Source organism: Aeromonas sp. HMWF016 (assembly GCF_963878195.1).
Lineage (GTDB): Bacteria > Pseudomonadota > Gammaproteobacteria > Enterobacterales > Aeromonadaceae > Aeromonas > Aeromonas lacus.
In genome coordinates, this window is sequence record NZ_CAWNWX010000083.1 from 658 (window position 1) to 13297 (window position 12640).

Consider the following 12640-nt stretch of genomic DNA (forward strand, 5'->3'; position numbering starts at 1 on the left):
GCATCTCGCCGTAGAGGCGATAGACCACCTTGGTGGAGTGGATGATGGCGGCCTGATCTGCCGGGCTCTCGACCTTATCCATCAAGGATTCAAAGAACTTGAGGTGCTCCTGATCCAGCGTGCCGTGGGAGCTGAGATAGCTCATCGCCTGCGGGGGCAGCCCGAGGCCGCTTTTCAGCTGGTCGGCCACGGTGAGGGCGATGGCGACGCTGGTGCCCTCCAGCACCTGTACCATACCGAAGAAGCCCATGGGGTTGCCACGCTGGATCTGGTCGTAGAGGAAGGCGACCATCAGCTCGATGGGCAGGCCGGGCTGGCCGTGACGCACCGCCTCGGCATCGCCGCCACAGGCGCGGATGTCATTGAGGATCCACTCCTGATGGCCATACTCCTCGTCGATGTATTCGGCAATGGCGCCGCGTACCCACTCATACTCCTGACCCAGCTTGCCGCCGGTCGCCATCAGCAGCGGGACTGTGTGGCGCACGTGGTAGTAGGCCTGCGCCAGAAAGGCGAGATAGGTGTCGCGACTGATGTCACCACGGCGGCAAGCTTCGATGATGGGGGCCTTGAAGAGGTGCTCGCGCTCAGTGGCAGTGGCTTGTTGCAGAGTCTGATAGAAGCTCATGAGGATTCTCCTGTGGTGCCGGTTGCAAGGCATTGGCTGATCTGTTGGGCAAACTGGCGATAGGTCTCTTCCCGGCGCACCCGCCCGTTGGCGGTGAGCAGCCCGGGATGCTGGTCGAGCGCCACCGGTAGCCAGTGGTGCAGGCGGGCGTAGTCGGGGAGACGACGATTCAATACTTCGATCTGTTGCTGCAGCTCGGCCTCTTTGCCCGGCAGGGGCTGGATCAGCGCCACGTTGGCGGGCTGGCCATCGCCGAATACCACGATACGGGCGATGGCGGGGCAGAGCTGGGCTTCGGCCTCGACCCACTCGGGGGAGAAGTTGCGGCCAAAGGCGGTGATCTGGACATTCTTCTTGCGCCCGGTGATATGGAGGTAGCCCTCTTCATCGAGGCGGCCCAGATCCCCCGTGGCAATCAGCTCTGACATTGGCTCATCGCTACCCAGATACCCCAGCATGGCGCTACCGCGCACCAGGATCTCGCCATCGTCGCCGATGGTGACCCGGATGTGGGGCAGGGGGCGGCCAACGCTGCCCGGCTTGTCGGCGCCTATGGTGTTGAGGGCCACCACCGAGCAGCACTCCGAGAGGCCATACCCCTCGTAGACCGGCAGACCAAGCTGGCGGGCATGGGCGATAAGATCGGGGGCAACCTTGCCACCGCCGACGGCGATAAAGCGCAGACCGCGCAGCTGCTGGGCCAGCACCGGGGTACTGGTACAGAGCGCCAGCAGCAGGCGCAGCAGCTCGGGCACCAGCACCAGACTGTGGGTTGACCAGCGCAGCAGCGCCTCCCCCAGCATGGCCGGGTTGAGCGAACTGGAGCCGGTGAAGCCGAGTTCGCCGAGCGATGGAATGCGGCTGCTGGCACCGGTCAGCAGCGGCACATAGAGGCCGGTGAGGTTCTCAAGCAGGGTGGCCAGCGGCAGCAGGGTGAGGTGTTTTTCCACCTTGGCTGGCGCGACCCGTTCGGCCAGCGATTCGCACACCGCCATCATGCTGGCCAGCGAGAGGCAGACCCCTTTGGGCTGGCCCGTGGTGCCGGAGGTGTAGGTGATCTTGGCTGTGCCCTGTGGCAATGCCGGGAGGTTTTCCGGTTTGCGGCGCCAGAGCGGCAGTTCGCCGCTGACCAGCAAGAGCGGCTCGGCGGCGTGCCACCCCTGATGGGCCGGGCCAACCAGCGCATCGGCGCCGCTGCTCTCCAGCAGCCACTCTTGCTGCTCAAGGCTGAAGAAGTGGGGCACCGGTATGACCACGATCCCGGCTTTGGTGCAGGCCAGATCCATCAGCGCCCATGGCAGACCGTTATCGAGTTGCAGGGCAAGACGCTTGATGCCGGCTTGCTGCAGCTTGTCAGCCAGATGCCGGATCTGCTGCCAGAGGCTGTGGTAGTCGAGCCGCTGCTGGCTGCTCAGCAGCGCAGGCGATTGCGGATTCTCGCGGGCATGTTTGGCGATGGCGTCGAACAGGCTCATTGGGCGCACCTTTTCTCACTGGTCAGGGTTGCATCGGTAAAAAGCACTGGCATGGGGGCCAGCAGGTTGAGCAGCAGGCTGCTCTGGGCGAGCACTGCCCGCCCCTGATTGATATCTCCTACCATCACCTTGGGCTGGCAGCGGTAGTACTCGCCCCAGGCATCCGCATCGGCACCGACCTGATGGGCCTGGGCGGGGGCCAGTTCGACCGGATTGAGGCGCAGGCGGGTGAAGCTGTTGCGCAGCTTGGCGGTACCGGTAAAGACCACATAGTCGAGGGCGTTGTCACACAACATGCGGCAGAGGGCGGCAAACATCAGGCGGGCATTGCCCGGCTCGCGACAGGCGAGGTTGCCCACTTCGATGATGCGCTGGCGGTCGGGGCGAATACCAAGGCGAGTCTCGATGGAGGCTTCGATCGGTTGCTCCAGATACTGCTCCAGATAGAGGCGATGCTCGCCGGCCTGGCTGCTGGCACGGTTGAGGCCACAGGCACCAACCAGCGTCCCGTCGGCGCGATAGAGTCCAATCAGGCAGGGCAGAAAATGGGGAATGCGGGCATTGAACTCCAGGGTGTAGGCATCCTGGATATAGGTTTGCAGCGCCATGACCTGCTGCTCTGATTCGGCCAGGATCAACCGGTAGGGGGCTTGGATCTCGGTGGTCATGGGGAGGCTCCTTCTCTTTCGATGGGTTCAGAGTAAAAGCCCAAACTTAAGAAACCCTTAAGCGGCAAAAAAAAGTTGTCAGCATCCGGTACGGCAGGCAAGCTGCCCCCCTGTCGCCATCCCGAGGTATTCCATGTCATCGACTGCCTGCTGCCCCCTTTGTGCCAGCCATCACTCCTATCCCCTGCCGGTGGCGGGCAAGCGCTATCACCGCTGCCTCGCGTGCGAGCTGGTCTGGCTGGATGCGAGCGATCATCTGGATGAGGCGGCGGAGAAGGCGGTTTACGACGATCACGACAACCGGGTGGATGACCCCCGTTATCGCACTTTTTTGATGCGGGCTTTTGGCGAGGTGCTGGCGCGGGTGCCGCTACCTGCCAGCGGCCTTGATTTTGGCTGCGGTCCCGGCCCGGCGCTGGTGGCGATGGGGCGCGAGGCGGGTTACGACATGGTTGGATATGACAAGTTCTATGCCGATTTTCCGGAGTTGCTGACACGTCAGTATGACTTCATCACCAGTACCGAGGTGATCGAGCACATTGCCGAACCGCGCGCCGTGCTTGACCGGTTGTGGGCTTGCCTCAAGCCCGGCGGCATGCTGGTGCTGCAAACCCAGCGGGTGCTCGGTGACGAGAGGTTCAAGAACTGGCGTTACCGCCACGATCCTACCCATATCGTCTTCTTTTCCGAGGCGTCGTTTCGGGTGCTGGCTGCTCGCTGGCAGGCCGAGCTTGAGTTGCCTCATGCCGATGTGGCGGTATTGCACAAAGGCACGCCCTGAGGCGTGCCTTTTTCTGTTGCTCGCTTGTCAGTTACTCGTCGTAGCGTCGTAGCCCTTGTCCTGCCACTGGTAGTACATCAGGGCCGACTTGACGCCGATTGACTTGAACGGCTCCGGCGGTAGCCACATCGGCAGCGTCTGCTCGGCGTGGTTGAACCAGGGGTGCTCCTTGCCCTGATAGAGGCTGGCCACGATGTCGCCAAACAGGAAGGAGAGGTTGATGCCATGGCCGTTGTAGCCGAGGGCGTAGTAGATGTTCTTGTGATCTCCCATTACCCCCACCGCTTCGGTGCTGTCGCCGGTCATGCCGAGTACCCCGTCCCACACCTGTTCAAACTTGATCCCCTTGAGGGCCGGATAGAGAGTCACCAGCTCCTTCATCATCATGGCGCTGACCCGATTGAGATCTCCCTTGTAGTTGAGGCCGTCGTTGAAGACGTACTCGGCATTGCCACCGCCGATGACGATCCGGTTGTCCGGGGTCAATACCAGATGAAACAGGATGTTGCGGGTGTCATAAAAGGGCATCCGGCTCTGCCACTGGATAGCGTTGAGCTGATCCCGGGTAAGCGGTTCGGTCACGGCGCTCTGGGCGTGTACCGGAAAGACCCGGCCGCTGAAGTAGCCAAGTTTTGAGGTGTAGCCGTTGGTCGCCAGCACTATGCTGTCGGCAGTCACCTTATACTTGTCGGCCACGTTCAGTTCGATCTGCTTGCCCTCCTTGATCCCCAATACCGGGCTCTGTTCATAGATGGTGACGCCCGCCTGCTCCACCGCCTTGTGCAGGGCGTTGACCAGCTTCATGGCGTGTACCTGACCGCCATTGGGGTCGTAGACGGCGCCTACGTAGCGGTCGGTGCCGAGTTTCTCTTCAGTGGTGTCGGCGTTCCAGTATTGCAGCGGGATGCCGAGGCGATTGGCGGTTTTTACATAGTCGCGGTACTCGGGAATATCCTCCTCATCGAGGATCGCCTCCACATAACCATCGAGCCTCATATCGGCATCGATGCCGGTCGATTCAACCAGTGCCTGCAGCTTGTGCATGCTGGCGACGGTCAGATCATAGTGGCGCTTGCTCGCCTCTCCCTCTTCATAGAGATCCATCACCTCGGAGCCCGGCAGCACCATGCCGCCGTTGCGGCCCGAGGCGCCGCTGCCGACCTGTTTGGCCTCGAAGATGGCAATCTTGAGCGACGGATTGGCCTTGGCCAGATGCCAGGCGCTGGAGAGGCCGCTGTAGCCGCCACCTATGATGGCGATATCCACCTTCAGGTCTTGTGCCAGCGGGTCGCTCTCCTCTGCCGGTTTCTCCTTGAACCAGTAGCTGGTGTTGGGCTCAAAGTCGCTCATTTTGGGGCCGCAGGCGGCGAGGAAAAAACAGCTGATGCACATGGTCAACGCTCGTTGGCAGAGGGTGGTCGGGTTCATGGTTTGCTCCGGGTTCAGATTGCTTGTTCGGTATTGCTGGCTGGTTGCGCCGTATTGACCCGGCGTCCGATATCCCGCAGCCGGGCAAGCTGGTCGGCAAGACCGGGCCCCTCATCCAGGCTGCTGACAAAATTCCACAGGTAGGTCATCACAGCATATACATGGCCTGCGGAGACCTGGGGTTGGGCCATCAACATGGTGATGGCGAGCAAAAAGAGCAGGGCCGCGCTGACGCCGACAGCCAGAAAGGCGAGCGCCTCCCGATCCGATATCCGGATTCGGATCCATGCGAGGGTGCGGTAGTGACGGGCCAGCCTGATTTGCTCGGCGTGAGTCACCAGCTTGACCTCGTGCTCCAGCCGGTCGTTGAGGCGCTCATGCAGCTGCTGGTTCTTGCGTGAAAAACCGGGCAGTAGCAGGCCGAACAGCAGCAGTACCCCCATGCAGGCGATACCGACCCAGAACTCGATCACCGTCAGCATCACGGCCGCCCCGACGATGGAGATCAGGCTGGTGGCCAGGATCGGGATATGTTTCTCGAAGAAGTCGACAAACTCCCGTGCCAGGGTGACCCGCGCCACTATGGTGGATTGCCCCTCCTGCTGCTGACGCTGGGCCAGGATCACCGGCACCGCCAGCGCTGCGTAGATATGGGTGAAGGTGCGGGTATCGACCGCCCGGCGCAGGGCGCCGATGAGCCAGAACAGCAGCACGATCAGGGCATAGCTCGAGGCCTGCCACCACTGTCCCTTGACGATGGCGTCGATGGCAAAGCCGGCGAACAGGGGGTAAGCCACCAGCAGGATGTTTTCGAGGGCGACCAGCGAGAAGGTGCCCGCCAGCTTGAGGGGATTGGCCCGTGCAATCGCCCCCAGCGAACGACCGGCCGAGTGTGGCAACGGCGTGGTCTGCTCGTTGCAACTGGCTGCCGAAGTGGTTGGTGTTGTCATGGGTTATCTCCTAAGATGTCGGAAATGCTAACTTTGAGCAAGTGCTCAAAGTTTGTTTGAGCGGTCGCTCAAAGTCAAGCGGAACGATTGATATCGCAGGAGGTCAGATGGCACGCCCATCAGCAGAACAGCGCAAAGAGATGATCATTGAGGCCGTACTGGCCCTGTTTCGGGAGAAGGGAATGGCCGCCTCTTCTACCCGTGATGTGGCCGAGCGCACCGGTCTGGCGCGCAGCCACGTCTACCACTACTTCAAGGATTGGAAAGAGCTCTGTCTCTGCGCCGTGGAGCGCTTCACCAGTCAGGAGATAGCCGAGCAGCGGGAGTGGCTATTGCCGCTGCCGGCCCATGAAGCGTTGCCATTGTTCGTGCGGGACAACCTGCCGACCAGTCAGGATGCCTCCTGGGCCATCTATCTCGATGCATGGAACGAGTCGCTACGCGACCCGGTATTTGCCGAGAGTTACCGCAAGACCATTCAGGCATGGCGCGACGTGCTGGAGCAGATCCTGCAAAAGGGGATCGACAGCGGCGACTTCATGGCCGCTGATACCGGACGACTGGCGCGCCAGATCACCTCCCTCATCAACGGCTATGCCGATGACCTCATTCTGGAGCCAACCCCCGAGACGGTAGAAGCCACCTATCAGGAGATCATGGCGGTGGTGAACCGGCTGGTACTGCCAAACAATCCGGCATAAAGCTGGGGGAGGGGTCATCAACTCTTCCCCATGTTTATTTGGCCGCTGTTCGGGCATGCTGGAGGTCGGTTACCAAGGAGTGGTTTGATGTCTATCCCCCATTTATCGCTACAGGATGCCCGTCATTTACAGCTGGCGGCGCAGGGGCTGCTGGTGCCGCGCCGCGGCAAGGCTGCCCCGGCCGATCTGCTGGCGACCATTCGCCGTATGGCGCTGCTGCAGATAGACACCATCTCGGTGGTAGCGCGCAGTCCCTATCTGGTGCTCTTTAGCCGCCTTGGCCAGTATGAACCTCGCTGGCTGGAGCAGTTGCTGGCCGACGGCGAGATCTTCGAATATTGGGCTCACGAGGCCTGCTTCGTGCCCCGCGAGGATTACCGGCTGCTGCGCCACCGGATGCTCGACCCTGCCGCCATGGGCTGGAAGTTTTCGGCCAACTGGCTCGCTACCCATCAGCAAGAGATTGGCCAGCTTATCGGGCGCATTCGCCACCATGGCCCGGTACGGGCGGCCGATTTTGAGCGCAAAGAGGGGAAGGGTAATGGCTGGTGGGACTGGAAGCCGGAGAAGCGCCATCTGGAGGTGCTCTTTACTACCGGTCAGCTGATGGTGCGGGAGCGGCACAACTTTCAGCGGGTCTATGACTTGGCCGAGCGGGTGCTCCCCGAGTGGTGTGATGAGCGGGATCTGCCGAGCATCGAGCAGGCGCAGCGGGATATGGTGCGCGCCAGCTGCCGGGCGCTGGGGCTGGTCAAAACTGGCTGGGTGGCGGATTACTACCGGTTGCGGCGTGGCAAATATGACGCCTTGCTCCATCAACTGGCGGACGAGGGGGAGCTGCTGCCGGTACGTGTCGAGGGATGGCAGCACGGCGCCTTTGTGCATGCCTCGTTGGCCGATGAGCTGGCAAGGGCGCAGGCGGGCACCCTCAAGGCGACCCACACTGCGGCTCTTTCACCGTTCGATCCGCTGGTATGGGATCGCAAGCGGGCCAGTGAGTTGTTCAACTTCGACTATCGCATCGAGTGCTATACCCCGGCGCCCAAGCGTCAGTACGGCTACTTCGTGTTGCCGCTGCTGCATCGTGGCAAGCTGGTGGGCAGAATGGATGCCAAGGCCCATCGCCAGCAGGGAGTCTTCGAGATCAAGAGCCTCTATCTGGAAGCCGGGGTGAGAGTGACCCGCCAGCTTGCGCAGGATCTGGCGAAGGCTCTGCAAAAGTTGGCCGAGTGGCACCAGACGCCGGCGCTGCACTATGGCGCCATTCCTGCGCCCTTGCTGGCCATGTGGCAATCCGGTGTTGCGTAAGGCGGTAAGGCTGCAGGACTGGACTAATCTGCACAGTAACGCGTCGCAAGATGATGGCATGAGTGGGGAGAGAGGGATGAGACGAACCCGATTGCTGCTGGCAGGGCTGGGCCTTGCCATGCTGATACCGGCGAGCTTTGCCAGAGCGGCAGAGAAGCCGGTACAGATCTGTCTGGGGGAGGGCAATGAGTGGGCCCCCTTTACTTACTGGGAGCGCAAGGATGGGATGCCCGATACCAGCCGGTTGACCGGCTCGGCCACCACGCTGGTGCTCGATGCCATCAAGAAAAATGGCTTGTCCTATCAGATCCGCTATCTGCCCTGGGCGCGGGTGCAGCAGGAGCTGGCGGATTATCACCAGAATGGCCTGTGCGAGCTGACCTGGGATGCCAGCTACAAGCCGGAGCGCGCCGAGTTCGCCTTCTACAGCGTGCCGCTCTACTACACCCATCTCGGTTTCTTCTATCTCAAGCGCCGCTATCCTGAAGCCCCCGATCTGCAGACGGTCAACAGCTCACGGGTATGCGGCGTGATTGGCTATAACTATGTCCCCTATGGGCTCGCGCAGGAGCCACGTCGGGTCAAGCAGCTGCAACAGGCGCTCGACATGTTGGGGCGGGATCGCTGTGACTTTCTGCCAAGCGAGATTGAGCCGCTGGTTGGCGGGTTAACCCTGGGCATCTACCAGAGCGAACCCGGTCTGCTCAATCTCGCCCTGCCAAGTCGCAAGGGATTCTACCTGCTGGTGAGCAAGGGATCCCCCCGCGCCCATGAGCTGGTGAACACCCTCAATCAAGCGCTGGTGGCGTTTCAGGAGGAGGGGCATACCAACGACGTGATGCGCCGTTTCTTGCCACCGATGGAGTAACCACGAACAGCGGCCGTCACTTAGAGGAAACAGATGAAAAGAGGGTCAGCCGGTGCAAATCTGCTGGCCCCTGTAGTTAGTTTGGAGTAATAAAAAACCGGGCACTTGGCCCGGTTTGTTCAATCAGTTGCGTAGTGATTACTGGAGTACCAGCACCATCAGCAGACCAACGGTAATGGCAGATACCAGGAAGGCAAAGCCATAGAACACATAGTGGTGCAGCTTGGTGGTGTGGATCCCCAAGTCATGCAGACCGTGGTAGATACGGTGCATGCCGTGCCAGATCGGCAGAGCGATGATCACCAGCAGGATGCAGGCACCCCACCAGGAGCTGGCGAATGCCAGAACGCGGTCATAGCTCATGGTCTCTACGTCCATGATACCCATGGGTACCAGCAGACCGGTGATGAGGACAATGACCGGCAGCAGCATGGCAACGACCATGCCACCCGCACCAAACAGACCCCAGTAAATTGGCTCGTCAGAACGTCTCATTGTTTTCTCCTCAGGCCACGATGATCAGGACAAGCAGGGATACCACAGCCAGCGCCACATACTGGGCGATGACGATCGGTTTCTCCGGCACCAGGTCTTCACCACGGAAGATACGCATGGCTTTCGGCGCCAGAGCGAACCAGGTCTTGGCATGGAACAGGCAGGCTGCCAGCGCAATCACGTGGAATAGGATGGCGATCGGGCTTTGCAGGGATTCCAGCCAGCCGTTGAACGCTTCCTGACCCTGTACCAGACGCATCAGACCCCACATCAGCACAACAGCGTAGATGGAGACGAAGATACTGGTGCCTTCGCGGATCATGTAACCGGTGTAGAAGGCGTTCTTCAGCCACCAGTCTTTCTTCATTTCGCGGACGTAAGGTTTACGTTTGCTTTCAGTGTTGTTCATGGTCTCAATCCTGCTCTCAATCTGGCTTGAACATGGCGATCATGTAGTCCTTGGCACTCTCTACCTTGCCAAGCTGGATGGCCGCTGCCGGATCGACGCCCTTCGGGCACACTTCGGAGCAGTAGCCCACGAAGGTACAGCCCCAGACGCCTTCGTCCTGGCTGATGATGCGCATACGCTCTTTGGCGCCGGCATCACGGTTGTCGACGTTGTAGCGATAGGCCAGAGCCAGTGCCGCCGGACCGGTGAACTTCTTGTTGATGCCGTACTGCGGGCAGGCCGCGTAGCAGAGACCACAGTTGATGCACTGGGAGAACTGCTTGTACTTCGCCATCTCTGCCGGAGTCTGGATGTACTCGCCATCGCAGAGGTTGCGCGGCTCGCTCGGGATGATGTACGGCTTGATGCTCTCCAGCTTCTCGATGAAATCGGACATGTCGACCACCAGGTCACGCTCGATCGGGAAGTTGTTGAGCGGCTCGATGGTCATCTTGCCCGGCAGATAGTCGCGCAGGAATGCCTTGCAACCCAGCTTGGGAACACCGTTGACCATCATGCCGCAGGAGCCGCAGATCGCCATCCGGCAGGACCAGCGGAAGCTCAGGGTAGAGTCCAGGTGATCCTTGATGTACTGCAGTGCATCCAGCAGAGACATCTCTCTCTGGTAGGGCACCTGGAAGGTCTGCATCCAGGGCTCGTTATCCTGCTCCGGACGATAGCGCAGGATCTCAATTTCAATCATCTCAGCCATTCTTCTTAGCCTCGTCTTGTTTCTCACCCTCGGAGCCGTACACGCGTTTTGCCGGCTGGGACTTAGTGATCTTCACATCGGAGTAATCGATGGAGGGCGTTTCGCCATTTTTGTAGAACGAGAGCGTGTGCTTGAGGAAGTTCACGTCATCACGCTCTTCGTAACCATCCAGACGCTGGTGGGAACCGCGGGACTCTTTACGATTGATGGCGGAGTGCGCCATGGCTTCTGCCACGTCCAGCATGTAGCCCAGTTCGATGGCGTAGAGCAGGTCGGTGTTGAAGACAGAGGACTTGTCGTTGATCTTGACCTTTTTGTAACGGGCTTTCAGCTCGTTGATCTTGTCGATGGTGCCCTGCATCAGCTCTTCGGTACGGTAGATACCGACACCGGCTTCCATGGACATGCCCAGCTCATTGCGGATGTCGGCCGGGTTTTCGGTGCCATCGATGTCGAGCAGGGAGAGGTGCTGCTTGATGAGCGCCTCGGCCTTGGCAGCCAGAGCTTCGGTGTTGCCATGCTTCTGGGTCTTGGCAAATTCACCAGCCTGTTCACCAGCCAGCTTGCCGAATACCACGATCTCGGACAGGGAGTTGGAACCCAGACGGTTGGCGCCGTGCAGACCGACGGATGCACATTCGCCAGCGGCGTAGAGGCCGGCCAGACGGGTGGCACACTTGTTGTCAGTCTCGATACCACCCATGGTGTAGTGGGCTGTCGGACGTACCGGGATAGGCTCTTTGGCCGGATCCACGTTGACGTAGGCTTTGGCCAGTTCGCAGATGAAAGGCAGACGCTCTTTCAGGTACTTCTCGCCAAGGTGACGCAGGTCGAGGTGAACCACATCGCCCATCGGGCCCTGGATCACGCGGCCTTTCTGCTGCTCTTGCCAGAATGCCTGGGAAACGCGGTCGCGCGGACCCAGTTCCATGTATTTGCTCTTCGGCTGGCCGATCGGGGTTTCCGGGCCCAAGCCGTAGTCTTGCAGGTAGCGGTAGCCATCTTTGTTCAGCAGGACGCCACCCTCACCACGACAACCTTCGGTCATCAGGATGCCGGTGCCCGGCAGACCGGTCGGGTGATACTGGACGAACTCCATATCACGCAACGGTACGCCGTGACGGTAGGCCAGTGCCATGCCGTCGCCGGTGACGATGCCACCGTTGGTGTTGTAGCGATAGACACGGCCAGCGCCGCCAGTTGCCACGATCACGGATTTGGCCTGGATAAAGCGGGTGATACCGTTCTGGATGTCAAAGGTCAGTACGCCCTGAACACGGCCGTCGTCTACGATCAGATCAAGACAGAAATGCTCGTCGAAGCGCTTGATGCTCGGGTACTTGACGGAGGTCTGGAACAGGGTGTGCAGAATGTGGAAACCGGACTTGTCTGCTGCGAACCAGGTGCGCGGAACCTTCATACCACCAAACGGACGCACGTTGGCTTTGCCATCCGGTTTGCGGCTCCAGGGGCAACCCCAATGCTCCAGCTGGATCATCTCTTTGGTCGCGTTGTTGACGAAGTAATCGACAACGTCCTGCTCACACAGCCAGTCACCACCGGAGACGGTGTCGTTGAAGTGGTTTTCGAGGGAGTCGTCATCACGAACGACACCGGCGGCACCACCTTCGGCTGCCACGGTATGGCTACGCATCGGATAGACTTTGGAAATCAGGGCGATATCCAGGTCTGGCTGTGATTCGGCTATAGCGATAGCGGCGCGCAGGCCAGTACCGCCGGCACCGATGATGGCTACATCGGTCTTGATAATATCCACATCTGCCTCCTTAGGGATAGATTTGCTGGGCACGATTTTGCTCTATGAAAAAAATTCAGGCTTGATGCAAGTCAAACAGCTTGGTTTTATTCCATTTTTCGTAGTTATTTTTTTCTAAAACACCCTGATCCCTGGATGAAAATGTCGTAATTTTCGTCATTTTTTGGTGTTATTGAGCAGTAAAACACCTTGCTACGAAGACTTTAACTTCCGGATTATACGTAGTTTTCCTTCAATAAAATGCGAATCACCTCTCTTTTTAGGTACTCACGAAAAAAATTTTAAGTTTTTTATTAAAACTTTTTAATGATAATTATTGGCATTTAAATGCATGCATAAAAATTACTAATCCTTTTCTCGGCTGGGAAAGTGGAATATATCCGATGGGAGCTACTGAATAG

13 protein-coding genes are annotated in these 12640 nt (G+C 59.6%); 4 read left to right on the top strand and 9 right to left on the bottom strand.

Annotation, left to right across the window (positions count from 1 at the left end; translation table 11 throughout):
• The 3 genes from AACS24_RS12970 to AACS24_RS12980 all read right to left on the bottom strand — a co-directional run.
• On the bottom strand, positions 1-628 hold a 628-nt coding region (locus tag AACS24_RS12970; RefSeq protein WP_108570929.1), incomplete at its 3' end, for a TenA family transcriptional regulator.
• The gene (locus AACS24_RS12975) at positions 625-2103 is read right to left on the bottom strand and encodes an AMP-dependent synthetase/ligase (RefSeq protein ID WP_108570930.1); all 1479 of its coding nucleotides are present in this window, start codon (positions 2101-2103) and stop codon (positions 625-627) included. The genes AACS24_RS12975 and AACS24_RS12970, both read right to left, overlap by 4 nt.
• A complete protein-coding gene (locus AACS24_RS12980) occupies positions 2100-2771 on the bottom strand; it encodes a thermostable hemolysin (RefSeq protein WP_108570931.1) in 672 nt (223 codons plus the stop codon). The genes AACS24_RS12975 and AACS24_RS12980 overlap by 4 nt, the downstream gene beginning before the upstream one ends.
• A 133-nt stretch (positions 2772-2904) precedes the next feature.
• Between AACS24_RS12980 and AACS24_RS12985 the strand changes: the two genes are divergently transcribed.
• Entirely contained in the window at positions 2905-3552 is a 648-nt protein-coding gene (locus AACS24_RS12985; protein WP_108570932.1) for a class I SAM-dependent methyltransferase, read from the top strand.
• A gap of 27 nt (positions 3553-3579) precedes the next feature.
• On the opposite strand, the gene AACS24_RS12990 is transcribed toward AACS24_RS12985, so the two are convergent.
• Both AACS24_RS12990 and AACS24_RS12995 read right to left on the bottom strand, forming a co-directional pair.
• Positions 3580-4980: an NAD(P)/FAD-dependent oxidoreductase gene (locus AACS24_RS12990; RefSeq protein WP_108570933.1), complete on the bottom strand. Its 1401-nt coding sequence runs from the start codon at positions 4978-4980 to the stop codon at positions 3580-3582.
• Between the two features lie 14 nt (positions 4981-4994).
• Positions 4995-5930, bottom strand: a complete 936-nt coding sequence (locus tag AACS24_RS12995; protein ID WP_108570934.1) for an ABC transporter six-transmembrane domain-containing protein — start codon at positions 5928-5930, stop codon at positions 4995-4997.
• 107 nt (positions 5931-6037) lie between these two features.
• Between AACS24_RS12995 and AACS24_RS13000 the strand changes: the two genes are divergently transcribed.
• From AACS24_RS13000 to AACS24_RS13010, 3 genes are all read left to right on the top strand, one after another.
• Complete coding sequence (locus AACS24_RS13000; RefSeq protein WP_108570935.1) at positions 6038-6631, top strand: TetR/AcrR family transcriptional regulator; 594 nt, start codon at positions 6038-6040, stop codon at positions 6629-6631.
• 87 nt (positions 6632-6718) lie between these two features.
• The gene (locus AACS24_RS13005; RefSeq protein ID WP_108570936.1) at positions 6719-7939 is read left to right on the top strand and encodes a winged helix-turn-helix domain-containing protein; all 1221 of its coding nucleotides are present in this window, start codon (positions 6719-6721) and stop codon (positions 7937-7939) included.
• A 76-nt stretch (positions 7940-8015) separates the two neighbouring features.
• Positions 8016-8807: a substrate-binding periplasmic protein gene (locus AACS24_RS13010; protein WP_108570937.1), complete on the top strand. Its 792-nt coding sequence runs from the start codon at positions 8016-8018 to the stop codon at positions 8805-8807.
• Between the two features lie 138 nt (positions 8808-8945).
• Here the strand turns inward: AACS24_RS13010 and frdD are convergent, their stop codons facing one another.
• From frdD to frdA, 4 genes are read right to left on the bottom strand one after another with little or no spacing between them, the layout of a single operon-like run.
• Positions 8946-9302: a fumarate reductase subunit FrdD gene (gene frdD, locus AACS24_RS13015; RefSeq protein WP_033112665.1), complete on the bottom strand. Its 357-nt coding sequence runs from the start codon at positions 9300-9302 to the stop codon at positions 8946-8948.
• Positions 9303-9312: 10 nt separating this feature from the next.
• A complete protein-coding gene (locus AACS24_RS13020) occupies positions 9313-9711 on the bottom strand; it encodes a fumarate reductase (RefSeq protein ID WP_033112664.1) in 399 nt (132 codons plus the stop codon).
• A gap of 16 nt (positions 9712-9727) precedes the next feature.
• Complete coding sequence (locus tag AACS24_RS13025) at positions 9728-10462, bottom strand: succinate dehydrogenase/fumarate reductase iron-sulfur subunit (RefSeq protein ID WP_005347973.1); 735 nt, start codon at positions 10460-10462, stop codon at positions 9728-9730.
• On the bottom strand, positions 10455-12239 hold the full coding sequence (gene frdA, locus AACS24_RS13030) for a fumarate reductase (quinol) flavoprotein subunit (protein ID WP_108570938.1): 1785 nt from the start codon (positions 12237-12239) through the stop codon (positions 10455-10457). The genes AACS24_RS13025 and frdA overlap by 8 nt, the downstream gene beginning before the upstream one ends.
• Positions 12240-12640: the final 401 nt, after the last annotated feature.

Coding starts and splice junctions, on each gene's coding strand:
- AACS24_RS12985 (WP_108570932.1), top strand. CDS start 2,905: ATGTCATCGACTGCCTGCTGCCCCCTTTGTGCCAGCCATCACTCCTAT.
- AACS24_RS13020 (WP_033112664.1), bottom strand. CDS start 9,711: ATGAACAACACTGAAAGCAAACGTAAACCTTACGTCCGCGAAATGAAG.
- AACS24_RS13000 (WP_108570935.1), top strand. CDS start 6,038: ATGGCACGCCCATCAGCAGAACAGCGCAAAGAGATGATCATTGAGGCC.
- AACS24_RS12975 (WP_108570930.1), bottom strand. CDS start 2,103: ATGAGCCTGTTCGACGCCATCGCCAAACATGCCCGCGAGAATCCGCAA.
- AACS24_RS12980 (WP_108570931.1), bottom strand. CDS start 2,771: ATGACCACCGAGATCCAAGCCCCCTACCGGTTGATCCTGGCCGAATCA.
- AACS24_RS13010 (WP_108570937.1), top strand. CDS start 8,016: ATGAGACGAACCCGATTGCTGCTGGCAGGGCTGGGCCTTGCCATGCTG.
- AACS24_RS12990 (WP_108570933.1), bottom strand. CDS start 4,980: ATGAACCCGACCACCCTCTGCCAACGAGCGTTGACCATGTGCATCAGC.
- frdD (WP_033112665.1), bottom strand. CDS start 9,302: ATGAGACGTTCTGACGAGCCAATTTACTGGGGTCTGTTTGGTGCGGGT.
- AACS24_RS12995 (WP_108570934.1), bottom strand. CDS start 5,930: ATGACAACACCAACCACTTCGGCAGCCAGTTGCAACGAGCAGACCACG.
- AACS24_RS13005 (WP_108570936.1), top strand. CDS start 6,719: ATGTCTATCCCCCATTTATCGCTACAGGATGCCCGTCATTTACAGCTG.
- AACS24_RS13025 (WP_005347973.1), bottom strand. CDS start 10,462: ATGGCTGAGATGATTGAAATTGAGATCCTGCGCTATCGTCCGGAGCAG.